This is a genomic window from Oceanobacillus aidingensis, from assembly GCF_042654105.1.
Lineage (GTDB): Bacteria > Bacillota > Bacilli > Bacillales > Amphibacillaceae > Oceanobacillus > Oceanobacillus oncorhynchi.
This window is the reverse complement of sequence record NZ_JBHSFT010000020.1, coordinates 153,229-179,899: the sequence shown is the minus strand read 5'-3', so window position 1 is coordinate 179,899 and position 26,671 is coordinate 153,229. Positions and strand designations below refer to the sequence as shown.

General features: G+C 40.4%; 23 protein-coding genes and 1 other RNA gene. 16 read left to right on the top strand and 8 right to left on the bottom strand.

Going from position 1 to position 26,671, the window contains the following annotated elements:
* Positions 1-147 precede the first annotated feature (147 nt).
* From ACFO3P_RS14010 to ACFO3P_RS13980, 7 genes are all read left to right on the top strand, one after another.
* The gene (locus ACFO3P_RS14010; RefSeq protein ID WP_042530408.1) at positions 148-1,167 is read left to right on the top strand and encodes a sugar-binding transcriptional regulator; all 1,020 of its coding nucleotides are present in this window, start codon (positions 148-150) and stop codon (positions 1,165-1,167) included.
* A gap of 48 nt (positions 1,168-1,215) precedes the next feature.
* Positions 1,216-2,223: a type I glyceraldehyde-3-phosphate dehydrogenase gene (gene gap / locus ACFO3P_RS14005; RefSeq protein WP_042530410.1), complete on the top strand. Its 1,008-nt coding sequence runs from the start codon at positions 1,216-1,218 to the stop codon at positions 2,221-2,223.
* Positions 2,224-2,398: 175 nt separating this feature from the next.
* Positions 2,399-3,580 (top strand): phosphoglycerate kinase, encoded by a 1,182-nt coding sequence (locus ACFO3P_RS14000; RefSeq protein WP_193063371.1) that lies wholly within the window; start codon positions 2,399-2,401, stop codon positions 3,578-3,580.
* 27 nt (positions 3,581-3,607) lie between these two features.
* Positions 3,608-4,363, top strand: a complete 756-nt coding sequence (tpiA, locus tag ACFO3P_RS13995; protein ID WP_042530413.1) for a triose-phosphate isomerase — start codon at positions 3,608-3,610, stop codon at positions 4,361-4,363.
* On the top strand, positions 4,360-5,898 hold the full coding sequence (gene gpmI / locus ACFO3P_RS13990) for a 2,3-bisphosphoglycerate-independent phosphoglycerate mutase (protein WP_042530415.1): 1,539 nt from the start codon (positions 4,360-4,362) through the stop codon (positions 5,896-5,898). Before tpiA ends, gpmI begins: the two co-directional genes overlap by 4 nt.
* A gap of 29 nt (positions 5,899-5,927) precedes the next feature.
* Positions 5,928-7,217: a phosphopyruvate hydratase gene (gene eno, locus ACFO3P_RS13985; protein WP_289584405.1), complete on the top strand. Its 1,290-nt coding sequence runs from the start codon at positions 5,928-5,930 to the stop codon at positions 7,215-7,217.
* A gap of 166 nt (positions 7,218-7,383) precedes the next feature.
* Complete coding sequence (locus tag ACFO3P_RS13980) at positions 7,384-7,887, top strand: hypothetical protein (RefSeq protein WP_289584404.1); 504 nt, start codon at positions 7,384-7,386, stop codon at positions 7,885-7,887.
* Positions 7,888-7,996: 109 nt separating this feature from the next.
* On the opposite strand, the gene ACFO3P_RS13975 is transcribed toward ACFO3P_RS13980, so the two are convergent.
* The 4 genes from ACFO3P_RS13975 to ACFO3P_RS13960 all read right to left on the bottom strand — a co-directional run bounded on the left by ACFO3P_RS13975 (position 7,997) and on the right by ACFO3P_RS13960 (position 13,297).
* Positions 7,997-9,355, bottom strand: a complete 1,359-nt coding sequence (locus ACFO3P_RS13975; protein WP_289584403.1) for an FAD-binding oxidoreductase — start codon at positions 9,353-9,355, stop codon at positions 7,997-7,999.
* Positions 9,356-9,387: 32 nt separating this feature from the next.
* Complete coding sequence (locus ACFO3P_RS13970) at positions 9,388-10,761, bottom strand: YjiH family protein (RefSeq protein WP_289584402.1); 1,374 nt, start codon at positions 10,759-10,761, stop codon at positions 9,388-9,390.
* Between the two features lie 28 nt (positions 10,762-10,789).
* Positions 10,790-12,106, bottom strand: a complete 1,317-nt coding sequence (locus tag ACFO3P_RS13965) for an aspartate aminotransferase family protein (protein WP_212928320.1) — start codon at positions 12,104-12,106, stop codon at positions 10,790-10,792.
* A gap of 417 nt (positions 12,107-12,523) precedes the next feature.
* Entirely contained in the window at positions 12,524-13,297 is a 774-nt protein-coding gene (locus tag ACFO3P_RS13960; RefSeq protein ID WP_244882334.1) for a class I SAM-dependent methyltransferase, read from the bottom strand.
* Between the two features lie 161 nt (positions 13,298-13,458).
* Here ACFO3P_RS13960 and ACFO3P_RS13955 point away from each other — a divergent pair, with 161 nt between their 5' ends.
* Complete coding sequence (locus ACFO3P_RS13955; protein ID WP_042530430.1) at positions 13,459-13,869, top strand: GNAT family N-acetyltransferase; 411 nt, start codon at positions 13,459-13,461, stop codon at positions 13,867-13,869.
* 53 nt (positions 13,870-13,922) lie between these two features.
* On the opposite strand, the gene ptsP is transcribed toward ACFO3P_RS13955, so the two are convergent.
* Complete coding sequence (ptsP, locus tag ACFO3P_RS13950) at positions 13,923-15,638, bottom strand: phosphoenolpyruvate--protein phosphotransferase (RefSeq protein ID WP_193063389.1); 1,716 nt, start codon at positions 15,636-15,638, stop codon at positions 13,923-13,925.
* Positions 15,639-15,761: 123 nt separating this feature from the next.
* On the bottom strand, positions 15,762-16,670 hold the full coding sequence (locus tag ACFO3P_RS13945; RefSeq protein WP_289584401.1) for an alpha/beta fold hydrolase: 909 nt from the start codon (positions 16,668-16,670) through the stop codon (positions 15,762-15,764).
* Between the two features lie 225 nt (positions 16,671-16,895).
* Between ACFO3P_RS13945 and secG the strand changes: the two genes are divergently transcribed.
* The 5 genes from secG (at position 16,896) to ssrA (ending at position 21,504) form a co-directional block, all read left to right on the top strand.
* Positions 16,896-17,132 carry a preprotein translocase subunit SecG gene (gene secG, locus ACFO3P_RS13940; protein WP_374705727.1) on the top strand — a complete coding sequence of 79 codons (237 nt, stop codon included), beginning with the start codon at positions 16,896-16,898 and terminating at the stop codon, positions 17,130-17,132.
* A gap of 149 nt (positions 17,133-17,281) precedes the next feature.
* Positions 17,282-18,028 (top strand): alpha/beta hydrolase, encoded by a 747-nt coding sequence (locus ACFO3P_RS13935; RefSeq protein ID WP_193063393.1) that lies wholly within the window; start codon positions 17,282-17,284, stop codon positions 18,026-18,028.
* Between the two features lie 41 nt (positions 18,029-18,069).
* Positions 18,070-20,337 (top strand): ribonuclease R, encoded by a 2,268-nt coding sequence (gene rnr, locus ACFO3P_RS13930; protein WP_193063395.1) that lies wholly within the window; start codon positions 18,070-18,072, stop codon positions 20,335-20,337.
* 183 nt (positions 20,338-20,520) lie between these two features.
* Positions 20,521-20,988, top strand: coding sequence for an SsrA-binding protein SmpB (gene smpB, locus ACFO3P_RS13925; RefSeq protein WP_040978930.1), 468 nt, complete (start codon positions 20,521-20,523; stop codon positions 20,986-20,988).
* A 152-nt stretch (positions 20,989-21,140) separates the two neighbouring features.
* Positions 21,141-21,504: a transfer-messenger RNA gene (gene ssrA / locus ACFO3P_RS13920) on the top strand.
* A gap of 284 nt (positions 21,505-21,788) precedes the next feature.
* Here the strand turns inward: ssrA and ACFO3P_RS13915 are convergent.
* Both ACFO3P_RS13915 and ACFO3P_RS13910 read right to left on the bottom strand, forming a co-directional pair.
* Entirely contained in the window at positions 21,789-23,102 is a 1,314-nt protein-coding gene (locus ACFO3P_RS13915) for an LLM class flavin-dependent oxidoreductase (protein WP_193063671.1), read from the bottom strand.
* A gap of 226 nt (positions 23,103-23,328) precedes the next feature.
* Positions 23,329-24,258 carry a DUF3592 domain-containing protein gene (locus tag ACFO3P_RS13910; RefSeq protein ID WP_042530441.1) on the bottom strand — a complete coding sequence of 310 codons (930 nt, stop codon included), beginning with the start codon at positions 24,256-24,258 and terminating at the stop codon, positions 23,329-23,331.
* 299 nt (positions 24,259-24,557) lie between these two features.
* On the opposite strand from ACFO3P_RS13910, the gene ACFO3P_RS13905 reads away from it, so the two are divergent.
* The 3 genes from ACFO3P_RS13905 to ACFO3P_RS13895 all read left to right on the top strand — a co-directional run bounded on the left by ACFO3P_RS13905 (position 24,558) and on the right by ACFO3P_RS13895 (position 26,638).
* On the top strand, positions 24,558-25,211 hold the full coding sequence (locus tag ACFO3P_RS13905; protein ID WP_042530443.1) for a GntR family transcriptional regulator: 654 nt from the start codon (positions 24,558-24,560) through the stop codon (positions 25,209-25,211).
* A 309-nt stretch (positions 25,212-25,520) separates the two neighbouring features.
* Entirely contained in the window at positions 25,521-25,787 is a 267-nt protein-coding gene (locus ACFO3P_RS13900) for an alcohol dehydrogenase catalytic domain-containing protein (protein WP_264299290.1), read from the top strand.
* Positions 25,739-26,638 carry a zinc-binding dehydrogenase gene (locus ACFO3P_RS13895; protein ID WP_354005202.1) on the top strand — a complete coding sequence of 300 codons (900 nt, stop codon included), beginning with the start codon at positions 25,739-25,741 and terminating at the stop codon, positions 26,636-26,638. Before ACFO3P_RS13900 ends, ACFO3P_RS13895 begins: the two co-directional genes overlap by 49 nt.
* Positions 26,639-26,671 lie beyond the last annotated feature (33 nt).

The window sequence follows — 26,671 nt, the reverse complement described above, 5'->3', positions numbered from 1 at the left end:
TTTTTTAGACAAAAGGGGTGCGAAACAGCCTTATTTTCAAGAGTTTTTCTTTGCTTTTGATAAGAGGTATGTTATAATACAAATGAATCGGGACATAAAACAACCACATGGGACGTTTTCAATCCCGTATGGAGGAGAATGGTTAATATGGAATCCATCATGGCCCTACAGAGAAAAATCGTACCTGAATTGGTAAGTTTGATGCAGGAAAGGTACACGTTATTACAGCATGTGCATTTACATCAGCCGATTGGAAGACGGGCATTAGCAGAAAGTACAAATTTAACAGAGCGGCATGTTCGCGGAGAGATTGATTTTCTGCATGAACAAGGTTTAGTCGAAGTGACCTCCAAAGGTATGTTTATTACCAATGAGGGAAAAGTAGTTCTAGATCAGTTAGCTGCTTTGATTGGAGATATGTCCCGGTTAGAAAATCTGGAGGATCAGTTAAAACGCACCTTGTCTATTGATAATGTGATTGTAGTGCCTGGTGATAGTGATCATAACCCTCAAATCAAGGCAGAGATGGGAAAAGCATGTGTGACGCATTTGCAATCTACTCTGCAGAAAAACAATACCGTTGCCGTGACAGGCGGAAGCACCATAGCGGCAGTAGCTGATGCAATGAAACCATTGCCAGAGGGAACGGATGTATTATTTGTTCCAGCAAGAGGCGGCATTGGCGAAAAGGTGGAGAATCAAGCATCACGTATTGTTTCAGAGATGGCAAGAAGGTCAAATGGCCAGTATAGAATGCTTTATGTACCAGATCCAATCAGTGATTCCACATATGAATTAATTATTCAGGAACCACATGTGATTGATGCGTTAGCTGTCATAAAAAATGCTGACATTGTTTTACACGGTGTTGGTGATGCGCTGCGCATGGCAGAACGAAGAAGGTCTTCCGAAAAAGTAATTGATGTATTGGAGTCAGAAAATGCTGTTTCAGAAGCGTTTGGTTATTACTTTGACGCAGATGGACGCGTCGTTTACAAAGTAAAAACAGTGGGACTGCAGCTGGAGGATATGGATGAATCCAAGCATATCATTACGGTTGCCGGAGGCTCATCAAAGGGACATGCCATTCATTCTTACTTTAAACAAGGGAAGAGCAATTTGCTGATAACCGATCAAGGTGCTGCAGAAAAGATATTAAGAGGATAACCTCTTTATATAAATAAAAAAACAAGAAATTCTTAGGAGGAATTTAATATGACTGTAAAAGTTGGTATTAACGGCTTTGGAAGAATTGGACGTAACGTATTTCGTCAATCTTTAAAAAATGACCAAGTGGAAATCGTGGCAATCAATGACTTAACAGATGCTAACATGCTTGCACACTTATTGAAATATGATTCTGTTCACGGCAAACTAGAAGAAGAAATCAGTGTAAATGGTTCTAATCTTGTTGTTGACGGAAAAGAAATCAACGTACTTTCTGAACGTGATCCAGAAAACCTTGGATGGGGAGACCTTGGCGTAGAAATCGTTATCGAATCTACTGGTATCTTCACAGAAAAAGAAGCTGCTGAAAAGCATATTAAAGCAGGAGCGAAAAAAGTTATCATCTCTGCACCAGCTAAAGGTGAAGACTTAACAATCGTTATGGGTGTTAACGATGATAAATATGATCCAGCTCAGCACCATGTTGTATCTAACGCATCTTGTACAACAAACTGCTTAGCGCCATTCGCTAAAGTATTAAATGATAACTTTGGCATCAAACGTGGATTAATGACTACTATCCACTCTTATACAAATGACCAGCAAATCCTTGATTTACCGCATAAAGACTATCGTCGTGCGCGTGCAGCTGCTCAAAACATCATCCCTACTTCAACTGGAGCTGCAAAAGCAGTAGGTTTAGTATTACCGGAACTTAATGGTAAATTAAATGGTAACGCAGTACGCGTTCCAACTCCAGATGGTTCATTAACTGACTTAGTTGCAGAGCTTGATAAAGAAGTAACTGTTGAAGATGTAAACAATGCAATGAAAGAAGCTGCTCAAGGACCGCTTAAAGGAATTCTTGAGTATACAGAAGATCCAATCGTTTCTTCTGATATCGTAGGAAACAACCACTCTTCTATTTTCGATTCTCTATCTACAATCGTAATGGAAGGCAACCTGGTTAAAGTTGTTTCTTGGTATGATAACGAAATGGGTTACTCCAGCCGTTGTGTAGACTTAGCTGTATTCATGGCTGAAAAAGGACTGTAAAATAATAATTGACGTTCGTTGTAAGGCAAGCCTCTCCGAACGGTATGAAATAGAGGAGGGAGCAATTCCTCCTCTATTTTCATTTTAGAACATTCATTTTTGTAGAATTAGCAGGAATGCAAGATAAAATGGTATAATAACAAGAGTTGCATATACCAAACTAGGAGGGATTCCGTTGAACAAGAAAACCATTGCTGATTTACAAGTAGAAGGGAAACGCGTATTTTGCCGTGTCGATTTTAACGTGCCTTTAAAAGACGGTGAAATTACGGACGATACGCGTATTCGTGCTGCATTGCCAACGATCCGTGAGCTGACGGATAAAGGAGCAAAACTTATTTTAGCGAGCCATTTAGGGCGTCCAAAAGGAACTGCTGTGGATGAACTTCGTTTAGACCCGGTAGCAAAACGTTTAAGTGAACTCTTAAACAAAGAGGTTCTTAAAACGGATGAAGTCTACGGAGAAGAAGTGAATAAAGCCATCGACCAATTGAACAATGGCGATGTGTTATTAATTGAAAATGTTCGTTTTGAAGCTGGTGAAGAGAAGAACGATCCAGAGCTTGTTGATGCCTTCGCTAAAATGGCAGACGTATATGTCAATGATGCATTCGGAGCGGCACATCGTGCACATGCTTCCACAACAGGTATTGCTACAAAGCTTCCAGCCGCGGCAGGACTATTAATGGAAAAAGAAATTGAAGTTCTTGGACAAGCATTGGAAGATCCGGCACGGCCATTTACAGCCATTATCGGCGGAGCAAAAGTAAAAGATAAAATCAATGTGATTGATAACTTGCTTGATAAAGTGGATAATTTGATTATTGGCGGCGGATTAGCTTATACGTTTGTAAAAGCGTTAGGCCATGAAATTGGGAAGTCATTATTAGAAGAAGATAAAATGGATTTAGCAAAAGAATTCATGCAAAAAGCGAAAGACAAAGGCGTTAACTTTGTATTGCCGACAGATGTTGTCGTAGCTGATGATTTCTCAGAAGATGCAAATACAAAAAATGTAGGTATTGATCAAATCCCTGCTGATTGGGAAGCGTTGGATATCGGCATTCAAACACGCGAAGAATATGCTTCGATTATCAAAGAATCTAAACTGGTTATTTGGAATGGACCAATGGGTGTATTTGAATTAAATGCATTTGCCGGCGGTACAAAAGCTGTTGCTGATGCAGTAGCAGAAACAGAAGGATTCTCTGTTATCGGCGGAGGAGACTCTGCAGCAGCAGTAGAAAAATTCGGTCTGGCAAGTGAAATGAATCATGTATCTACAGGCGGAGGAGCTTCCTTGGAATTTATGGAAGGAAAAGTTCTGCCGGGAGTAGACGCACTTAACGATAAATAATAAATTTAGAATGGATGAGGTGAGCGCATGCGGAAAGTAGTTATTGCGGGAAACTGGAAAATGAATAAAACATTAGCAGAAGCAACTGATTTTATGGATGCTGTGATTCCAAAAGCTCCAGGCGGGAATACAGAAGCAATTGTTTGTGCACCTTTCGTACATTTACCTGCTCTTGTTGAAAAAGCAAAAGGGTCCAATGTAAAAGTTGCTGCTCAAAACATGCACTTTGAAGAATCAGGTGCTTTTACTGGGGAAGTGAGCCCAGTTATGTTAACAGATATCGGTGTAACGCATGTCGTTATTGGACACTCCGAGCGTCGTGAGTATTATGCAGAAACAGACGAATCTGTTAACCAAAAAACAAAAGCTGCCTTTGCACATGGCTTAACTCCAATTGTTTGTGTAGGTGAAACGTTAGAACAGCGCGAAGCAAACGAAACAATGAATGTTGTCGGCGGCCAGGTGAAAAAAGCATTAGCAGGATTATCGGATGAACAGGTAACACAGACGATTATTGCTTATGAACCAATTTGGGCAATCGGAACAGGGAAAACAGCTTCCAGTGAAGATGCCAATGAAGTTTGTGCAAAAACACGTAAGGTAATTGCAGAAGTTACTTCCGGAGACATTGCTGATCAAGTTGTTATTCAATACGGCGGAAGCGTTAAGCCGGCGAACATTGATGAGTTGCTTTCTCAATCAGATATTGACGGCGCACTAGTCGGCGGCGCAAGCTTAGAGCCTGAATCATTTGTTCAATTAGTGGAGGCAGGTACAAAATGAGTCAAGATAAATTAGCTGCATTAATTATTCTGGATGGCTTTGCGATCCGCGATGAAGAAAAAGGAAATGCAGTCAAGCAAGCAAACACACCGAATTTTGATCGCTATTGGAATGCTTATGCCCATAACCAGTTGACAGCGTCTGGAAATGCTGTTGGCCTGCCAGAGGGGCAAATGGGTAATTCTGAAGTGGGTCACTTAAATATTGGAGCAGGCCGCATTGTTTATCAAAGCTTGACACGTGTGAATCTGTCGATTGAAGAAGGCGACTTTTTCGAGGTAGAAGAGCTTGTGAATGCTGTAAAACATGCGAAAGAAAAGGGCAAAGCATTGCATCTTTTCGGTCTGTTATCTGATGGCGGTGTACACAGCCACATCAACCACCTGTTTGCGTTATTAAAAATGGCAAAACAGTATGATTTAGAAGAAGTATATGTACATGCATTTTTAGACGGACGTGATGTTGGTCCGCAAACTGCCGGTGAATATCTGCAGCAGACAGAGGATAAAATGAAAGAGCTTGGCGTAGGTAAAATTGCAACGGTATCCGGTCGTTATTATTCCATGGACCGTGATAAGCGCTGGGATCGTGTGAAAAAAGCATATGATGCTATGGTTTATGGCGAAGGACCTTCTTATCATAGTGCTGCAGAAGTGGTTGAAGACAGCTACAAGAACGAAATCTATGATGAATTTGTTATTCCGTCTGTGATTACAGATGAAAATGACAAGCCTGTGGCAACAATTCAGGACGAAGACGCGATTGTCTTTTACAATTTCCGTCCTGACCGTGCAATTCAAGTTTCCAGAACGTTTGCGAATGAGGATTTCCGAGATTTCGACCGGGGCGAGAGCGCTCCGAAAAATCTTGAATTCGTCATGATGACCAACTTCAGTGAAACGGTAGATGGCCATGTTGCATATAAACCAGTTAATCTCGACAATACCGTTGGGGAGGTTCTGGAACAGAATAAGCTTAACCAATTACGTATTGCCGAAACAGAAAAATATCCGCATGTTACCTTCTTTATGAGCGGCGGACGTGAAAAAGAATTTGAAGGCGAAAAACGGATTCTGATTGATTCGCCCAAAGTAGCAACCTATGATTTGCAGCCAGAAATGAGCGCTTATGAAGTAACAGATGCTTTATTAAAAGAACTGGATGCTGGAACCCAAAACGCCATTCTTTTAAACTTTGCAAACCCGGATATGGTTGGACATTCCGGAATGCTGCAGCCAACCATCGATGCGATTGAAGCAGTAGACGAATGTCTGGGTAAAATCGTTGATAAAATTACAGAGTTAGGCGGACATGCGATTATTACCGCTGACCACGGGAACTCTGATGAGGTTATCACCTTGGAAGATCAACCGATGACTGCTCACACAACCAACCCGGTTCCTGTTATCGTGACAAAAGATGACGTAACATTGCGGGATGGCGGTATTCTTGCCGATTTAGCACCAACCTTATTAGATTTACTTGATGTAGAGAAACCGGAAGAAATGACTGGTTCATCCTTAATTAAAAAATAAAAATAAATGTTATTAAAGGAGAGAAAATAATGCCATATATTACTGACGTATACGCAAGAGAAGTATTAGACTCAAGAGGTAACCCGACTATTGAGGTAGAAATTTTCACAGAATCTGGAGCTTTTGGCTCTGCAATCGTACCAAGCGGTGCTTCTACAGGGGAATATGAAGCGGTAGAACTTCGCGATGGCGATAAAAATCGTTATTTAGGAAAAGGCGTTGAAAAAGCGGTTGAAAACGTTAATGAAATCATCGCTCCTGAATTAATCGGTTTAGATGCAACACGTCAAAACATCATTGATGCATTAATGATCGATTTAGATGGTACAGAAAATAAAGGGAAATTAGGTGCAAATGCTATCCTGGGCGTATCGATGGCAGCAGCTCGTGCAGCAGCGAATCACCTGGAAGTGCCTTTATACAACTATCTTGGCGGATTCAATGCCAAAACGCTTCCAACACCAATGATGAACATCTTAAACGGTGGAGAGCATGCGGATAACAACGTGGATATCCAAGAATTCATGATTATGCCTGTAGGCGCTGATTCTTTCAAAGAAGCATTGCGCACTGGTGCTGAAATCTTCCACGCATTGAAAAAAGTATTAGGATCTAAAGGCTACAATACAGCTGTTGGGGACGAAGGCGGATTTGCTCCAAACCTTGGTTCCAACGAAGAAGCACTTCAAACCATTGTAGAAGCAATTGAAGCTGCCGGCTACAAACCAGGCGAAGAAGTGAAACTTGCAATGGACGTAGCTGCTTCTGAAATCTACAACGATGGTAAATACAACCTTAAAGGAGAAGGCGTGGTACGTACTTCGGAAGAAATGGTTGACTGGTATGAAGAAATGATTTCAAAATACCCAATCATCTCAATTGAAGATGGTTTAGATGAAAACGACTGGGACGGCTTCAAAGTATTAACAGACCGTCTTGGTGATAAAGTACAGCTTGTAGGTGACGACCTATTTGTTACAAACACTGCTAAACTTTCCAGAGGTATCGAGCAAGGCATCGGCAACTCAATCCTTGTTAAAGTGAACCAAATCGGTACACTTACGGAAACATTTGAAGCAATCGAAATGGCGAAACGCGCTGGCTACACAGCTGTTATCTCTCACCGCTCTGGTGAAACAGAAGATACAACCATCGCTGATATCGCAGTTGCAACAAATGCCGGTCAAATCAAAACAGGAGCTCCATCCCGTACAGACCGCGTAGCAAAATACAACCAGTTACTTCGCATTGAAGATGAACTAGCTGGCATGGGCGAGTATGGCGGATTGACTTCTTTCTATAACTTGGCTGATAAATAATAAATCAGTTTACATGCAGAACCCTCTGTTTACGATGATAAATTCATTGTAGGCAGGGGGTTTTTATTGTGTTGAAAATTCGGGTATACATAGAGTAGCAAGGGTATGAAGTTAGCGTTTCGTATAAATAAATTTATTTAAAATTTGAAAACAAAGGAGGTATAACTTGCGTGAGCCAAAGTCCAGGTTAAATAAGTTATTTGATATTATCTTATTACTGGCAATCGTTGTAACAGTCATTATGTGGATATTTAATTTATCTTTTTCTTTACCGACTACCTTCGATAAGGTGGTTGAGGATAACGCGGGAACTACCGTAAATGACATTGAAAAAATAGAGATTGAAATGACTGGTGAAATACCAGAAGATTTTAATAATCTATCGGATTATATCCCTCCAGAGGATGAGAGAAGATTTGTGATGGAAGGGTCTGAGCAAATAAGCAAATATATTAATAGCGATTACAGGATATATCAGATAAATAGTGTAGATAGGGTGAAAGATGACAAAGAAAACGAGTATCTGATAGAGGTAGAATTAAGAAATGGGGACAGTTTATCCTATACAGTAGGAAAAGGCTATGTGATTGACAATGAAGGCGTTCCTTATGAGGTTTTAGATGATAAAAATGCATTATACAGAAACGTAATATCGTTATTTGAACACTAAAAACTTATAGGAATCAGCACGGTTATCACGAATAAAAGCAGCTATTCTCTAAAAGGGTTCAAAAGAATAACTGCCTTATTTTAGTCATTTACGGTAAAAAGGTTTATGTTTAAGAAAAAATCTTTCCTGGATTTAAAATCCCTTTAGGGTCATAAAGCTGCTTCGTGCGCCGCATCATTTCTAAAGCGGTGCCGTGCTCCGCTTCCTGAAATTTCTTCTTGCCAAGACCAACTCCATGTTCACCAGTACAGGTTCCGCCTGATTCAATGGCCAGCTTGACAATGGCATCATTGGTTTGCTCTGCCAATGCTTGTTCTCCATCTGCATTTGGATTAAACATAATGCTGGTATGGAAATTACCATCTCCAATATGCCCCCAGATTGCTCCTTTTAATCCGCTTGTATCCATGCTGTGACGGGTGAAAGAAACAAGCTTTGGGAGCTGAGAAATAGGAACACATACATCTCCGCCAATTTCCTTTAATTCTTTTAAATGTTGAAAGGAAACAGCTAATTTTACCCGCGCTTCCCAAAGCTTCTCTTTCTCGATCGGATCACTTGCTGCTGCCCAGTCCTCGCAGCCAAGCTCATGCATGATTTCGGAAGCGAGCTTTACCTCTTCCGCAACCGTATTTTTTGGCCCGGCAAACTCTAAAAATAAAGAATGGTTTACAGGGAAATCAAGTCCGCATTGCTCATTGATGATACCGATGCTGACAGAATCTATCAATTCCATCCGCATAACCGGGATGCCTTTTAATTGTATGGTTTGCGCTGCAATCGCACATAGCTCCGGTGTTTCAAAGGTACATCTTGCTACGGTTGAATATTCCGGGATGCCATAGAGTTTTAAGGTGATTTCTGTAATAATCCCCAATGTGCCTTCTGAGCCGGCAAAAAGGCTGGTTAAATGATACCCGGAAGAGGATTTTTTTGCTTTTGTTCCGGTATGAAAGGTCATTCCATCAGCCAGTACCACCTCTAAATCCAGTAATTGATCTCTCATTACCCCGTATCGTACAGCTCTGGTTCCGCTCGCATTTGTAGCTGCCATGCCGCCGATGGTTGCATCGTAATCAGGACCTCCTGCAAAAAATAATCCTTGCTGACGGACAAACTGATTCAATTCACTTTTCATCAATCCCGGCTGTACGGTAATACGCATATCCTCTGGAGAAAAGTCCAAAATCTGATTCATGTTTCGAAAATCGAGACTGATTCCTTTTTGTACAGGAATAGCCTGTCCTTCCAAACCGGAGCCTGCCCCATAGGCGGTCACAGCTATCTGATATTTGGAAGCGATACGAAGGATCATTTGTATATCTTTCTTTGATTCCGGAAAACATACCACATCCGGGGTCACTGCTTCATGAATCGATTCATCCTTGCTGTGCTTTTTTAATTCGGATTCCTGCTGCGTTACTTTTTCCCTGCCTAATTGTTCGTAAAGTTTTTCAACATATAACAAAATCTATCCACCTGCCAGTTGTTCACTAAAAATTAATAAATCATATGTGCGATTAAAGCAATAATCGGTAATGAAATAAGGGTACGTTCAATAAAAATAACGAGTAAGTGCCATAATTTAACCGGTATTTTTGAAATCAGCAACAGGGTGCCCATCTCTGTTAAATAAATGATTTGAACTAACGATAAAGCACCAATCACAAATCGTGTTATCTCGGCTTCAATTCCAGAGGCCAGCACAGCTGGTAAAAACATATCAATAAAGCCAATAATGGATGCTGGTGCAGCAGCTGCCGCTTCAGGAATCTGCAATAGATGTAAAAGCGGAATCATCGGCTGGGAAATCCAATGGAAAACAGGTGTGAATTCAGCAATAATAAGAGCTATGGTTCCAATCGCCATGACTTGCGGCAATAAAACGAAAATAATTCCCAGAAATATTTCAGAGCCCTGCTTTAATTGATCTGTTAACGTGCCTGCTTTTTTTGCTCTTCTGACAGCCTGATCAACTCCCCATTTAAGCGGGGAAGTGTTTGCTGGAATTTCTTCTTGGAAATGACTTTCTTTATAATACGTATCCGGAATTCTGGAAACAGGCGGAATTCTCGGAATAATGATGGCACTTACGACTCCTGCAATGACAATCGTTAAATAAAAGACAGGAAACATATGTCCAACATTCAGCATATTCGCGATGACGAGACAGAATGGCAGAGAGACGGTTGAGAAGCAGGTTGTAATTGCTGCTGCTTCACGTCCTGTATAAAATCCATCCTGATATTGCTCTCTTGTAAGAACAACTCCAACATTGACATTTCCGACCCATGACGCCAATAAATCAATGGCAGAACGGCCCGGCAGTGTAAATAATGGTTTAATGACTTTCCGAAGTAATGTCCCTACAAATTCCATCGCCCCAAAATTAATGAGATAAGGCAAGAGATAGGAGGCTACAAAAAACCAGACAATCAAGGTTGTCAATAATCCGAACATCACTTGCCCGGTAATTTCGGAATGGATAAATGTAATCCCGGCTCCGAAGAATGTCATCACAGCGAAAATAGTTCCGAGCACTCGGACAACCATCCAGAAAAAAGATACATTAAATAAGGATGAAAGAAACTCTGAATTTACGATAAATGCTGGCTTTAGCAGCATTGCAATGAGCGTAAGAACAGTAGAAATAACCATTGTAAATGTAATGATACCAGGCAGGAGGTTCTCCAGCTGTTCAATAAGAAATTCAGTTATAATGCCCAGCGGTATATTAAACGTATCTCCATCGACGATGGGAAAAAGAAATATAAAAATACCAAATAAGGAGGGCAGCAAAAATTTCAGGAAATCTTTTTTGGAATGTTTTTCGGACACGGTATGCTCTTCTGTTTGTTCACTATTATGGTTCAATGGTCTACCTCCTTATAAAAACGTGAGCTTATTTTTCGTTTTGAACAGCAGTCAATGCCTCTTCAAGTACTTTTATTCCTTCATCTACTTGTGCTTTTGTTACCGTTAATGGAGGAATCATCCGGATAATTTCCCCGGCATTTCCGCATAAATAGAAGAGAACACCTTTCTCTAGACAGCTGTTTAATACATTCATCACGGCTTCTCCGTCAGGTTCACCGGTTTCTGCATCTTTTAGCGCAATTCCAATCATTAATCCAACACCGCGAACATCATGAATAATCGAAAATTTATCTTTTAACTGTATCAGCTGGTTAAGGGCGTAATCCCCGACAGTACGTGCATTTTCAAGAAGTTTTTCTTCCTTGATGACTTCAATGGATGCCCGTGCTGCTGCGCAGGCGATAGGATTTCCGCCGAAAGTCGTTGCGTGGGACCCCATTGGCCATTGGTCCATTAATTCCTTGGAAGCAATTGTTACGCCAAGCGGCATCCCTGCTGCAATTCCTTTTGCAACAGCCATGATATCTGGTGTCACGTCAAAGGTTTGGGCTGCAAACCAGTTTCCTGTCCTGCCAAACCCGGTCTGTACTTCATCAAAAATTAATAAAATCCCATGCCGGTCACAAATCTCCCGCATTTTCTTCAGCCATGATTTAGGCGGGATAACATAGCCGCCTTCACCTAACACAGGCTCTACAATCATACAGGCAACTTCTTCCGGGTCAACCTGATGACGGAATAAATTCGCTGCTTCTTTTTCAAGCTTTTCTGCAAAAAATACCTCCGGATCTTCCCCGGCCGGACAGTCTTCCGAATGTGCGTATGGAAGCTGGTAAGTTAACCAGGAAGGCTGAAGGTGTTTTCTATATTTACTTTTAGAGGTAGAAACACTGAGTGAGCCGATGGTCCGTCCGTGGAATCCGCCTGTGAAAGAAATTACATAAGGACGATTAGATACATGCTTTGCGAGTTTTAGGGCTCCCTCAATTGCTTCTGTTCCGCTATTTCCAAAAAAGAAATTATCCAGCTTGGGCGGAAGTATTTCCTGAAGCTCTTCTGCCAATTTTAAAATAGATTCATAGATAATCACGCCGGATGGTCCATGAATCAAATGATCCGCGCTGTCTTTGATAGCCTGCACGACTTTGGGGTGACGGTGTCCAACATTTTCAACAGCGATCCCTGAAGTGAAATCTAAGTATTTTTTGCCGTCTGTCCCATAGTAATAACAGCCCTCTGCCTTTACAACAGGCAAGTTAGGATGGTCTTTTGCCATACTCGGAGCAAGGAAGTTTCCAATCGAATCAACTAAATGCTCCCAATCTTTTTGCTTTCTTTCCATTTTAAATCCTCCATTTCATTACATTGCGATAAAACGAAACTTCATTCAGTGGGAGTTTTCGCCCTTCTCCCGCTGAATGATTAGTTAAGTGATTCAGGGAGTTAGCGCCCGTTATCTCCCGCCTAAATAAATTTATTTTCGCTCTTTATTTTGAGGCGGGAGTTTTACGGGCGGTTCTCCGTGATAAAACAATTATTGCATAAGATGTATGATAAATATACATTATTATAAAAGACATAAAATATAATTTATCTAAGCTGTTTATAGTTATTTTTAAGGTTAGATGAAAAATAGCTTCGGTTAATTATAATACGTATTGTATAAATATACAATACGTATTTAATGGTTTTTTGAAAGAGAATAAAGGGGATATTATGTCGGGCATTCGAGTAATAGAGATTCAACGATTCAGTATAGTTATTTCACTGCTTTAATCAATGTCCATCTGTCTTTTTCAACAACTTCTTCCATATCATCCCCAATCGAATAATCGATATAATCGCTTAAATACTGCAGCTCCTCATCTGATAATTCATGTAAAATACTTCGTCCCGTTCTGGATTGAATATCAGCGAGAAGTGCTCGTTTGTTTGGATATGTTTTTCTAATCTCCCAGAGGCGATGCGCTGTTATCTCTTTAAAACCAGCCTGCTGAAGACTTATTTTTATATCATCACTGGAGTATCTCCGTTTCTTTTCAAATTCTCTTAATTTCGGAAAAGCTTCAAAAAAGTATCCGCGGATGTGCTCTTTACTCCCTTCCAGTAAACAATCGTCCAATGTCCGGTCTTGAATAAGATAATAGCCATTGCTGTTTAATACCCTGTATGCTTCTGCAAATACGGAATCAAGATTTTTAAGATGATGGACCAATGCTCTGCTTAGTATCAAATCAACACTTTCCGATTCCAGGCCGGTTTTGTCTGCCAGCCCAAGCTGAAAAGAAATATTCGGGTACCTGCTGCAGTCTTTCTTCGCACCTTCTAATATTGGCTTGGAAGAATCGATGGCTAGGATAGATGGTATCCCAATAGCAGCTAAAGCTCTTGAATAAATTCCGCCTCCGCAGCCTATGTCCGCAGCATGGTGAATGGATGAAATATCAATGAGTTCTCTGATTTTTTCTTTCCACGCTGCATCCGCGTCCCGGCCAGTATAGCTGTACATATTATCTTTACTGTGAAAATCCAAAGCATTCCCTCCTTGAATGGTGTTGTTATCATTCATTATAGTCTTCTTTGTTATCTGTGGATAATCGTGTTTTTTAATCAAAGGAGATAAGAAAATATGATAGGAAATAGACTTAGATGGTAAAATAGAAGAAATAAATAGGATGAAAAGGATGGGAATCAATGAATGAACGTTATCAGATCAGTCATCAAACACCAGCAGTCGAAGCATTTAATGAGCTTCGTGTCGAGGCTGGATTAAGCAATAAAGAAAAAGCAGCGATTGAAATTGGGCTTCCTAATACGTTATTTGCTGTATCCATCTATGACGGTGATACGTTGATTGGGATGGGCAGAGTAGTGGGAGATGGGGGAATTGTTTTTCACGTAGTAGATATCGTGGTCAAACCAAGCTATCAGGGACAAGGGCTTGGGAAGGTCATTATGCAGGAGATTATGGCTTATTTAGATAACCATACCTACAAAGGCTCTTATGTCAGCTTGATTGCAGATATTCCCGCTGATAAATTATATGAACAGTTCGGCTTTCGTCATACGGCCCCGAATTCTGCGGGAATGGCGCGGATGTATTAATAAAAAACCCTGATTATTGTTGTGCAAACAATAATCAGGGTTTTTCAGTATACTTATTTATTAATCGTCTTCTCCGCTAATGCAACCACTTCTTCTGCAGTGCTTAAGGAAAGGAATTCATCTTTAAGTGCTGCAAGCTCTTTTTTGTTCAAGCTAAGAATCTGAGTTCTTGCCGGTAAGATAGAAGTTGCGCTCATGCTGAATTCATCCAGTCCAAGAGCAAGAAGCAATGGAATAGCAGTAGAATCTCCTGCCATTTCACCGCACATGCCTGCCCATTTGCCTTCTGCGTGAGCAGCTTCGATGACATTGTTTACCAGATTCAGGATAGCTGGGTGATATGGCTGATACAGATAAGAAACCTGTTCATTCATACGGTCAGCAGCCATCGTATATTGGATTAAGTCATTTGTTCCGATACTGAAGAAATCGACTTCCTTCGCAAATTGTTTTGCAATCACTGCAGTAGATGGAATTTCTACCATGATTCCTACTTCAATGTTGTCGGAAACTTTAACGCCATCTTTTTTAAGATTGTCTGTTTCTTCTAGCAATAACGCTTTTGCCTGACGGAATTCTTCCAATGTAGCAATCATCGGGAACATGATTTTCAGGTTGCCGTAAGCACTCGCACGCAGTAATGCACGTAATTGCGGGCGGAAGACATGTTCATTTTCCAGACAGAAACGAATTGCACGGAATCCTAAGAACGGGTTCATTTCATGCGGCATATCTAAGTAGCTGATTTCCTTATCGCCGCCGACATCAAGTGTTCTTACAACGACAGGCTTGTCTCCCATTTTTTCTAATACAGCTTTATAAGCTTCAAATTGAACATCTTCGGAAGGCAATTCAGAGTTACCCATATAAAGGAATTCGGTACGATAAAGTCCGACGCCCTCGCCGCCATTATTAAGAACACCTTCTACATCATTCGGTGTACCGATGTTTGCAGCAAGCTCAACTTGTTCACCGTCTGCAGAGAAAGTAGGCTCATCCTTTAATTTTGCCCATTCTTCCTGCTGCTTAGCAAATGCAGCTTGTTTCGCTTCATATACTTTAATCTCTTCTTCTGTCGGATTGATGATAACTGTACCTTCAATGCCATCGACAATAATCTGGTCGTCCTTTTTCACAGCGCCGGTAATTTCTTTTGTACCTACCACAGCAGGAATTTCTAAGGAGCGGGCCATGATAGCAGAGTGAGAAGTTCTGCCGCCGATATCGGTTGCAAACCCTTTTACAAATTCACGGTTTAACTGAGCGGTGTCAGATGGTGTTAAATCTCTTGCGATAACAATCACTTGCTCATCAATTAAAGCAGGGTCCGGGAAGGTAACCTGAAGCAGGTGAGACATGACACGTTTGGTTACATCATGGATATCTGCTGCACGTTCGCGCATATATTCGTTATCCATGGCTTTAAACATGTCGATAAACATCGTAGCAACTTCGTCCAAGGCAGCTTCTGCGTTTACTTTATCATCGTTGATTTTATCTTTAATCGGATTAATCAGCTCTGGGTCTCCTAATACAAGCAAATGCGCAGAGAAAATTTCTGCATGCTCTTCCCCGAGTTCTTTTAATGTATGTGCTTTGATTTTTTCCAGTTCCTGTCTAGAAACTTCTAATGCGCTTTCAAGACGCTCAATCTCTTGTCCTGGATTATCAATAGACGTTTTTTCAAAATTTAAATCCGGGTCTTTCAGTTCGTATACTTTCGCAATGGCAATTCCACTAGATGCAGCAATTCCATTCAATTTTTTCATTATGAGAGCATCCTTTCTTTAATAAAACTATCTTATTAATTATAACATATCTATACTAAATTAGCGTGGGCTGAGGTGCAAGTTTAAAGGGTTTTCTTCAATTGTTAAAATCAATATAATCCGTTATTTTTTACCAGCATTCTTCAGCCAATCTCCGATAAACGCATATACTTCCTCCCGGCAGGTATCATTTAATAATTCATGCTTTCCACCCTCGTAAACCTGAACGACAATATTCTCCAGGCCATTTTTTTGAAAGAGAGAAGCTGTTTTCCATACTCCCTTTCCATATTGACCAATAGGATCCTCGTCACCGCTGATAAGGAGAAGCGGAAGATTTTTACATATGTTTTGATTGAGACTTTGCTTTCTGGTCTGATAGATACCTTCCAATAAATCATAGAAGAAACGGGCTGTCGGAATAAAGCCGGTATAGGAGTCTGCTTCATAAGCGTCTGCATATGCTTTTTCTCTTGTAAGCCATTCGTGTTTGTAATGCTTATCCTGTTTCATACTGTTCCCTAAAACGAGCTGATTCATGAGAGGAGAAGGTTTCCTTGACGGCAGGAGGGATGCTGCTGTTTTTCCTGCGGTGGCAAGAAGTCTGGAATAATGTCCTGTACCGGTTAATATTAATCCATCCATTTCATTACTATAATGCTGAATGAAATTCCGCATTAAAAAAGAACCCATGCTATGCCCCAAGAAGTAATAGGGAAGATGAGGAAAAGCTTTTTTTCCATATTGCATGATTTCATACAAATCTATCACGACGCGTTGAAAACCATTTTTCTCTGTAAAGTAGCCTTGTATTCCTAAATCACCTGTTTTCCCATGTCCGCGATGGTCATTGCCGATCACGATGTAACCTAAAGAAGTGCAGCAGGAAGCGAAATCATGATAGCGTTCAATATGTTCCACCATGCCGTGGGCAATCTGCAGGATGCCAATAGGTCTTCTTTCCGGAAGCCATTGTTTGATATAGATGCGGGTTCCGTCAGACACTGTCAGCCAATCTGTTTTCATCTCCATGTTTTCTTCCCCCTTGGTATCATTAATCACGATGCTTTTTTATTTACGCGGGACTGCTACATTCATTATACGTTGAAGACGGGTTGTTGGACAAATTCAAATAAGGGATGAATCACGAGGGGTGTATAGTAAAGAAGTATTTCACAAATCAATCTTGCACAACAAATTCAAAGTATGATAAAGTATAAGATAGGGATTGTCGGAACATAGGAGGAGTATGAAAACATGTTGTTAACTGTGGTTAATGTGATATTAGTAATTGACGTTATCGTGATGATTGCACTTGTCTTATTGCAGTCTGGAAAAAGCGCTGGTCTTTCAGGAGCGATTTCCGGCGGTGCAGAGCAGTTATTTGGAAAACAGAAAGCACGCGGAATTGATCTGGTGCTTCATCGTATGACAATTGTTACAGCGGTGCTGTTCTTTTTATTAGCTTTCTTGGCAGCGTACGTATTACAATAAATGATATTCCTTATCACAGTAGTGTGGTAAGGTTTTTTTATTTTCGCTTTTCATAATACAGGGTATACTAGAAATGAATTGGGAAAAATGATTTCCCACAATTTAACGGACAGTTTTATTTTTCAAGAAGATGAAAGGAATGGATGATTGTGAAAATAAAGTTACCACAGCCGTTTACATTTGAAGCAGGAGAACGTGCTGTATTATTACTGCATGGATTTACCGGGCACTCTGCAGATGTCCGCATGCTTGGGCGGTTTCTAGAAAAGAAAGGCTACACAAGCCATGCGCCGATTTATCGCGGACATGGACTGCCGCCGGAGGAATTGATCAAAAGTAATCCGGATCAATGGTGGGCAGATGTGAAAGCTGCTTTTAACCATCTGAAGGAACTTGGATATCAGGAAATTGCAGTTGCCGGTCTGTCTCTTGGAGGCGTATTAGGTTTAAAACTTGCCTATTCGGAGAAAATTAAAGGTATGGTATCCATGTGTGCTCCAATGTTTTTTGATAATGAGGAAGAACTGACCAAAGGATTCCGGGAATTCTCTAAAGAGTTTAAACAGCTGGAACAAAAGGACGAAGCGGTTATAAAAGAAGAAGTTGATACGATTATGGATAATTCCAAAAACCTCTTTATCGGTGTCAGGGACACAGTGAAGGAAGTAAAATCAAATATTGATATGATTTACACACCTACCTTAGTCGTACAGGCTGAAAAAGATCAAATGATTAATACAGACAGTGCGAATTATATTTATGACAATGTCGAATCCACACAAAAAGAAATCAAATGGTATGCTAATTCAGGCCACGTGATTACAATGGATAAAGAAAAAGATCAGCTTCACGAAGATATTTATGCGTTTTTAGAGAGCCTGGATTGGGAAGTATAAAGTAGAAAGATGGAAAGATAAACAGAAAGAAGGTGAACGTTATGAAAGAACGCATTTTAGATTATATTAAAGAGAACAGCACGAAACCCTTGTCTGTCCAAGAATTAGAAGAGGCGCTGGCTTTAGAAAACGCAGAGGCGTTTAAGGAGCTGGTTGTCGCTTTAAATGAACTGGAATTAGAGGGAGACCTTGTCCGTACCAGAAAAAATCGATTTGGACTGCCGGATAAAATGAATTTGGTCAAAGGAACTCTCCAAATGCATGCCAAGGGCTTTGCTTTTCTGATTCCGGAAGATGAAGACCAAACAGATGTGTATATCCATGCAAATGATATGGGCTCTGCCATGAATAAGGATAAAGTGCTCGTCCGCCTGGAAAAAAAGGATACGGAGGACACGCGCCCGGAAGGAAAGGTTATTCGTATTCTGGAACGAGCAGTCGTCACCGTAGTCGGTACATTTGAAGATAATCGTTCCTTTGGATTTGTTATCGCGGATGACAAGCGGATTCCAAATGATATTTTTATTTCTAAAGGACATACCCATGGAGCGATTGACGGTCATAAAGTACTCGCCCGCATTACCAAATATCCGGAGGGAAGAAAAAGTGCAGAAGGAGAAATTATCCAGATTCTTGGTCATAAAAATGATCCGGGAATTGATATTCTCTCCATTATTTATAAGCATGGAATCCCGATTGATTTTCCAGAAGAAGTTATCGAGCAGGCAAATAAAGTTCCTGAAGAAATTGACCCGGATGATATCCAAGGGAGAAAGGATCTGCGCGATGAGGTCGTCGTTACGATTGACGGTGCAGATGCCAAGGATTTAGATGATGCGGTAAGCGTCAAACGTCTTGATAATGGAAATTACCAGCTTGGGGTTTATATTGCTGATGTCAGTCATTATGTGGAAGAAGGTACGCCACTGGATAAGGAAGCCTTTGAGCGGGGAACAAGTGTTTATTTAGTTGACCGCGTGATTCCGATGATTCCTCACCGTTTATCAAATGGGATATGCTCGCTTAATCCCCAGGTGGACAGGCTGACACTTGGCTGTCAGATGGAAATCAATACAAGCGGACAAGTCGTTAACCATGAAATTTTCCAAAGTGTGATTAATTCGAATGAGCGAATGACTTACACCGATGTAAACAAAATTTTAGTCGACAAGGATGAAGAGCTGCGCCAAAAATATGAGCCGCTTGTTCCAATGTTTGAGAATATGGAAAAGCTGGCAGCTATTTTACGCGGAAAACGCTTTGGCCGCGGCGCCATTGACTTTGATTTTAAAGAAGCAAAGGTACTCGTTGATGAAAAAGGCCATCCGACCGATGTGGTTATTCGTGAGCGTTCTGTCGGAGAAAAATTAATTGAAGAATTTATGCTGGCAGCGAATGAAACAATTGCAGAGCATTTCCATTGGATGGATGTCCCATTTATCCACCGTATCCATGAGGAGCCGGATGAAGGGAAGCTGGAGAAATTCTATGAATTCTTAGCTGGTCTGGGCATTTCTGTCAAAGGAACGGCTAACGAGGTTCATCCTCAGCAGCTGCAAAAGGTATTAGAATCAATTAAAGATGACCCTGAGGAAATGATTGTATCTAAATTAATGCTGCGTTCGATGCAGCAGGCAAAATATTCTCCGCAAAGCGTGGGTCACTTTGGCCTGGCAACGGATTTTTATACCCATTTCACGTCGCCAATCCGTCGTTACCCAGATTTAATTGTGCATCGGTTAATCCGCACTTATTTGATTGAGAAGAAAATCGATAAGAAAACGATGATGCACTGGAAGGACAGAATGCCGGAAATCGCCCGTCATACTTCTGAAATGGAACGCCGGGCTGTCGATGCAGAGCGTGATACCGATAATATGAAGAAAGCGGAATTTATGAAAGATAAAATCGGCGAAGAATTTACTGGTATTATCAGCTCGGTAACGAATTTTGGCATGTTTGTGGAACTGGAAAATACGGTAGAAGGACTGGTTCATGTCAGCTATTTGACAGATGATTATTATCATTATGATGAACGCAGTCAGGCGATGATCGGCGAGCGGACGGCCAAAGTATTCCGCGTCGGCGATGAGGTCGATATTAAAGTGGCTGATGTAAACTTAGAAGAATACACGGTCGACTTCGAATTGACATCCTTAGGTTCTCCGCGCCGGAAGGAAAGAAAGCAGAAGCCCGCAGGAAGAGTTATCCAATCTCCTGGAAAGAACAACGAAAAATCCAAAAGCAAGCCAAAGGGCAAAGGCAAAGCAAAACCCAAAAACAAGAAAAAGAATAAACCGAAACGATAGAATCTCTTTCAGGAGATTTTATCGTTTTTTTCGCACAGCGATAGAAACGTTTTAATTATGTGAAAGCTTTGAGATAAGGCGTATTTTTTGGTAAACTATAATGAGGATTCATTCATGGAGAAATGAATTTCTTTTTGAGTGAATAAGAACTTTTCAAAGTTCGATGGAAGAGGATGATTTCAAATGCCAAAAGGAAATGGAAAAACCATTGCACAAAATAAAAAAGCTTCCCACGATTATTTTATTGAAGAAACCTACGAGGCAGGCATTGTCCTGCAGGGGACAGAAATCAAGTCTATTCGGAATGGCAGAGTAAATATTAAGGACGCCCATGCGCGAATCGACAGAAAAGGGGAAGTGCAATTAGTGAACCTGCATATTGCCGAATATGAGCAGGGGAACCGGTATAATCACGACCCGACCCGTTCAAGAAAGCTGCTGCTTCATCGGAAGGAAATTGATAAATTAATCGGCTTAACCCAGCAGCAGGGCTATGCATTAGTTCCATTAAAGATTTATATTAAAAATGGCTATGCAAAAGTATTAATTGGTCTTGGAAGAGGGAAAAAGAAATACGACAAGCGTGAAGACCTGAAACGTAAACAAATGAAACGGGATGTGGACAGGGCCATTAAAGATCATATGCGGTAATCCGGAGCATACTTGACAATTAGGTATGGTTTGTTATAATGAAAGGTACCCTATTCGTGGTATGCTGTGAAAAAAACAGCTGCTATCAGGATAGCAGGGTACAGTTGAATAATTTAAGTTTGCTTAATTATTCCCTGTGTTTTTTATGATACGGGGACGTTACGGATTCGACAGGGATAGATTGAGCTCAAGTTGCACGTCGAGGTTACGGCTCGTAAAACGTTACGCCTAAATATAACTGGCAAAGAAAACAATCAACCTGTTTTAGCAGCTGCGTAAGTAGCCTAAAACGATCCTTCCTGCCATCGCCCGTGTGGCAGATTGAAGGGTCTCAAATGAAGCGGGCTATACTGCTATCCACCGTCTGAGGATGGGCAGAAGAACTGAATCAGACTAGCTCCATGGAAGCCTGTTGGCAGGCCGACATGTGAGCGAATGATAATATACCAACTAAGCGTGTAGATACTTGAGTGGCGATATCTCTGGACGAGGGTTCGACTCCCTCCGTCTCCATTTTAGTTTTATCGACTAGTTTCATGAAGTGTCAAAATCCTTGATAATAGGGTTTTGGCACTTTTTATTTTAATAATAAACAGTGAGCATGCTGAATTCTATCCACAGTCATTTTCTTTAAATTGCCCTCTATGAGCGTGAAGTATATAAAGGGGAAGACAAGCACAGTGTATCTGCCTATATCTTCCTCTTTATTCCAATTTATTTATAAATCTGTTTTGCTTCTTCATTCATTAAAAGCGTAAAAAAGCAGTGTTACAAATGAAGCATCGAATATAAATCTACCCTTATCTGGAAATCTCTGTCATAGAACAGTGTCTTGGAATACGTAGTCCAAGATTTTCACGCAATGTATTTGCTTCATAGTTCTTTCGAAAAAGGCCCCGTTCCTGCAGAATAGGCACAACCGCATCAATAAAGTCTCCCAGATAACTTGGCAAATTAGCAATAATGATAAATCCATCAGTCGCACGTGATTCAAACCATTCTTCCATCAGGTCCGCTACTTTTTCAGGCGTTCCCATAAAAAGCGGCCGAGGTGTTGCTTCACGTAAAGCTACTTCACGCAGCGTAAGGCTTTCCTCGATTGCCTCCTGCTTGATTCGGTCTGTATCACTTCTAAAACTGTTCTTCCCTAGATCTCCGACATCAGGGAAGAGTTCGTCTAGCGGATATGTTGAAAAATCATGAAATTCAAACAGTCTGCTGAGAAATGCCAGTGCCTGGTCTATCTCTACTAAACGAGCGAGTTCTTGATATTTTGCCTCAGCTTCCTTATCTGTTTTGCCAATAATAGGTGAGATTCCTTGCATGACAAACACATCTTCTGGATTTCTTCCATATTGTTCGACGCGCTGTTTCAAATCATGGTAATAGTTTTGAGCTTTTGTTATAGATGGGATGATTGCAAATACGGTATCCGCTTTTTTCGCTGCTAAATCCTTCCCATCAGCAGAAGAGCCTGCCTGAAAAATCACTGGTTCACCTTGTCTAGAGCGGCCGATATTCAACGGCCCTTTAACCGAGAAAAACTCTCCAGCATGGTTTAATTCATGCATTTTTTCCTTATACATAAATATTCCTGTTTCTTTATCCCTTATAAACGCGTCATCTTCCCAGCTTTTCCATAACCCTTGCATCACATCGATATATTCTGATGCCTTTCTATAACGCGCCGCATGATCAGGATGATCTTTTACCTCTTGGCTAAAATTCAAGGCTGTTTTTTCAAGGCCTGATGTGACCACATTCCAGCCCGCTCTGCCACCGCTGATCATATCCAGAGAGGCAAACTGGCGTGCTGCTGAAAAAGGCTCGCTATAGGTTGTTGATAATGTGCCAACCAATCCAATATGTGAGGTAACAGCTGCCAGCGCAGATAAAATCGTAAGCGGCTCGAAACGATTCAAATAATGTGGATTAGAATGCTCATTAATGTGTAACGCATCCGCAATAAAAACAAAATCAAATTTACCTTCTTCAGCCTTTTGCGCCTGTTCTATATAAAATTTAAGGCTGACACTTGCATCTGACGGTAGCTCAGGATGTCTCCAATCAGACATTTTTTCTCCTACACCATGAATCATCGTCCCCATTTTCATTTGTCGTTGCACTTATCTTCTCCCCTTCCATTTATTTGTGACGTGATTCACAAATAAATACGAATTTATTGATATAAGCGTAAATTGATTAAAACTACTGTCCTGGCAGTTGAGTATAGATAGGATTACGCTTTATTATACAATAAAAAAATCAAAGGGAGAAGTATTTGCAGAATGACTTGATAAAGCTGGCTAACCAGCCTTGTCAAGTTATTCCATGCAAGTCTCAAATCGTATTATGAAGCGCAGTATCCTTCTCTTGCTGCCGTTTTTTCTTTTTACGCCATCCTCTAATCATGGCAAATACGGAAAATAAATAAAAGCCGATAAAAAAAGTATATAAATTCAAAAAGGCAGGCCAGATTTCGTTGGCACTTTTCGTAGCGATAAAGGTATCATCTGCGTTATTATTACGATAAATCAGTGGAATGCTTTCGCCCAAATCATATTTATTATATGTCGTACCGGTGACTGCTTTTTTGGTTATGTAATCGTTCCCTTCTTGATCTTGAAAATGAAGGAATAGCTCATATGTTGTGTAAGAAGCACCTCTTTGTGATCGTGTTTCATTATGGTCTCCGCCTAAAACAGTCGCTGTTACTTCTGTTTGATTCCATGGATTTATTTTATGAAAAATATTTGTTGTTATTAGTGCAATGAGAATTAACCCTGTCAGAAGATAGAGCCCTAAAAGCGTTAAAAGGCTTGTCATAAATATTTTTTGCACGATGTTTTTATAGGCCAGCTTATTTTTAATAAATGTTGTATTTTTCAGTAAGCCAGCACCAAAGATGAACACAACTAGATATAAAGCAATAAGAATCGGAATCCCTAATAGTTTTTCAAACTGAATGTCTTTTTCTGTTACAAAGGTATCTTTGTTTTTCATGTATCCAGAAATCGTATCTCCTGCTTCAATCGATTCAAATTGCTCTTTAGATACGGTGCTTGGCCGATCTGAATTGGAGACAAGGATTTCATAACGCGGGTATAAATACAATCCTTTTTTGCTGTATTTTAATTCAATCGTTTCTTCCACTGGTTCATCTTTAATAGTGCTGCTGAAATGGATATACAGCCATGTAAAACCGATTGTTATGAAAAGAAATGTGATCAAAACAAAAATACTTTTAGAATTAGTTGGTATTTCGCCCATATCTCCGCCTCTCTTTCTGTAACTATAATAATCTACTAATCATAACATAAATTTCCTTGGTATTTGGGAAAGTGTGGGAATTTTTCGTTGAGTATTATTGGAGATTAAGATGCTCTGTTAAGATTTTCTGATATGTACGAGAACGAAGATTTCACAGTGGAAAACTTAATCGTTGTTTCATTTCTTTTATTTAATTTTAGTTTAGTAAATTTTTAAAAAAGTAAAATCTTTTATTTAGATTCTTCATTTGCTATAATATGTGGATACAATATTCAAAATGGAGAATAGGAGATAAGCTTATGCCTGATCATATAAATTTAGAAATCGGTGATAGAGAAATGCTGCATAATCGTGTATGCAGTGTGTTACGGCAAGCAATCCTTAAAGGAGACTTTAAACCGGGAGAACGTTTGGTGCAAACCGAGCTTGCTTCACTTATTGGGGTAAGTCGTATGCCAATTAGAGAGGCGCTTCGAACATTAGAGCTGGAGGGACTTATTACCATGGAGCCGCATAAGGGAGCGGTCGTCCGGGAGATAAAGAAAGCGGATATTCAAGAGATATATGAATTACGCTCCGTTCTAGAAGCGTTGGCATTAAAGAAAAGTATGGAGCATTTTACCCAAGCAGATCTCAAAACCTTATCGGAATTTCATCAATCGATGCTGAATACTGCATCCAATGAAGCCTATGTCGAAAATAATGCGAAATTTCATAAAGTGTTGATCAGCCGTTGTGACAGCTCCCGCTTAGTAAGCTTTATTGATACCATTTCCATGGGCTTTGCATTGGATACGCCGCAAATCATTCCCGGTCAAATTCAAAAATCAAATAAAGAACATGCGACGATTTTAGAAGCAATTGAAAACGGAGATGCTGAAAAGGCTTCGGACGCACTTGCAAAGCACATTCAACGGACTGGGGAAGAGCTGCTTGCTATATTGGAGAAATAAAATAACAACATTTATAAAAGCATGAAATCAGAGCCATTAATAGATTCAAAGAGTGGAGAATATCAGAGAGGATAAACTTCACTCTTTTTTGTATTCAAAGAGAATCGTTTGCCATAGAGTAAAATAAAAACAAAAAATTCAAAAGATAGTTTACAAATCAAATAATATATCATAGAATTTAATTGTATCCAAAGTTACAATATCCAAAAAGTTTTGTTGTTTGTAAATGAAAGCGCTTCAAAAAATGGAATACCTGTTTTATTAGCAGTTATGAAGTAAATTCATCTATTACAAAGGAGGATATGAATAATGGGACAGGAATCGGAGGAGCAATACGGAAGAGTAGCTGTGATGGAAGAGCCGGAAAAGTTAAGCTATAAGGAATATAAGCTTCCAAAGGTAGAGAAAGGAGCGGTTTTATTAAAGGTACGGCGGTCCAATATCTGTGGTTCTGAATTGCATATATGGAAAGGGCTGCATCCGACGAAGAAACGGGGCGTGCTCGGGCATGAAATGGTTGGGGAAGTATATGCGCTTGGAGAAGGCGTGGAAACGATTATGCAGGCAGTCCCGTAAAAATAGGTGACCGTATTGTTTCCGCCTATTATATTACGTGTCTAAAATGCGCTGCCTGCCGGGAGGGACACTTTCATTTATGTGAGCATGCCTATGATTTCTGGAATATGCAGCCAGAGGCAATGCCGCATTTCCATGGTACATTCGCGTCCCATTATTATATTCATCCGAATCAGTATTTTTATAAAGTCCCTGACGATGTATCCGATGCCGCAGCTGCAAGTGCCAACTGTGCCTTATCGCAGGTTTATTTTGGCTTAGATAAGTCTGGTATTTCCTTTAATCAATCGATTGTCATTCAAGGGGCTGGAGGACTTGGTTTAAATGCGGCAGCTGTTGCAAAAGAACGGGGAGCAACGGTGATTGTGATAGATGGAGTAGAGAGCAGATTACAGCAGGCAAAGAAATTTGGAGCGGATTATACAATAAATATAAATGACTATGAGACGGTGGAAGACCGAACGAATGCTATTTTAGATTTAACCAATGGAATAGGAGCTGATGTTGCTTTAGAAGTCGCCGGCGTTCCTGCCGCCTTTGCAGAAGGTATCCACTTTATCAGACCAGGAGGTAAATATGTCACGATTGGAAATATAACACCTGGAAAGCTGGTCGAGTTTGATCCAGGTCTGCTAACCAGAAAATCGATTCAGATTATCCCTGTTGTCAGGTATAACCCTTGGTATTTAAGTAAGGCTCTGCTATTTCTTTCACAGACAAAGGATATATATCCTTTTGATAAATTGCTGGATGCCGCGTTTACATTAGAAGATATTAAAACAGCATTGGATAAATCGGCAGCAAGAGAGGTAACGAGAGGAACCATTATTATGGGTGGTGATAGCGGCTAAATATAAATGTACTGCTGGGTTATGCGTCTGGAT

Coding starts and splice junctions, on each gene's coding strand:
- ACFO3P_RS14010 (WP_042530408.1), top strand. CDS start 148: ATGGAATCCATCATGGCCCTACAGAGAAAAATCGTACCTGAATTGGTA.
- gap (WP_042530410.1), top strand. CDS start 1,216: ATGACTGTAAAAGTTGGTATTAACGGCTTTGGAAGAATTGGACGTAAC.
- tpiA (WP_042530413.1), top strand. CDS start 3,608: ATGCGGAAAGTAGTTATTGCGGGAAACTGGAAAATGAATAAAACATTA.
- gpmI (WP_042530415.1), top strand. CDS start 4,360: ATGAGTCAAGATAAATTAGCTGCATTAATTATTCTGGATGGCTTTGCG.
- eno (WP_289584405.1), top strand. CDS start 5,928: ATGCCATATATTACTGACGTATACGCAAGAGAAGTATTAGACTCAAGA.
- ACFO3P_RS13965 (WP_212928320.1), bottom strand. CDS start 12,106: ATGGAAAGAAAGCAAAAAGATTGGGAGCATTTAGTTGATTCGATTGGA.
- ACFO3P_RS13955 (WP_042530430.1), top strand. CDS start 13,459: ATGAATGAACGTTATCAGATCAGTCATCAAACACCAGCAGTCGAAGCA.
- ptsP (WP_193063389.1), bottom strand. CDS start 15,638: ATGAAAAAATTGAATGGAATTGCTGCATCTAGTGGAATTGCCATTGCG.
- ACFO3P_RS13945 (WP_289584401.1), bottom strand. CDS start 16,670: ATGGAGATGAAAACAGATTGGCTGACAGTGTCTGACGGAACCCGCATC.
- secG (WP_374705727.1), top strand. CDS start 16,896: ATGTTGTTAACTGTGGTTAATGTGATATTAGTAATTGACGTTATCGTG.
- rnr (WP_193063395.1), top strand. CDS start 18,070: ATGAAAGAACGCATTTTAGATTATATTAAAGAGAACAGCACGAAACCC.
- smpB (WP_040978930.1), top strand. CDS start 20,521: ATGCCAAAAGGAAATGGAAAAACCATTGCACAAAATAAAAAAGCTTCC.
- ACFO3P_RS13915 (WP_193063671.1), bottom strand. CDS start 23,102: ATGAAAATGGGGACGATGATTCATGGTGTAGGAGAAAAAATGTCTGAT.
- ACFO3P_RS13910 (WP_042530441.1), bottom strand. CDS start 24,258: ATGGGCGAAATACCAACTAATTCTAAAAGTATTTTTGTTTTGATCACA.
- ACFO3P_RS13905 (WP_042530443.1), top strand. CDS start 24,558: ATGCCTGATCATATAAATTTAGAAATCGGTGATAGAGAAATGCTGCAT.
- ACFO3P_RS13900 (WP_264299290.1), top strand. CDS start 25,521: ATGGGACAGGAATCGGAGGAGCAATACGGAAGAGTAGCTGTGATGGAA.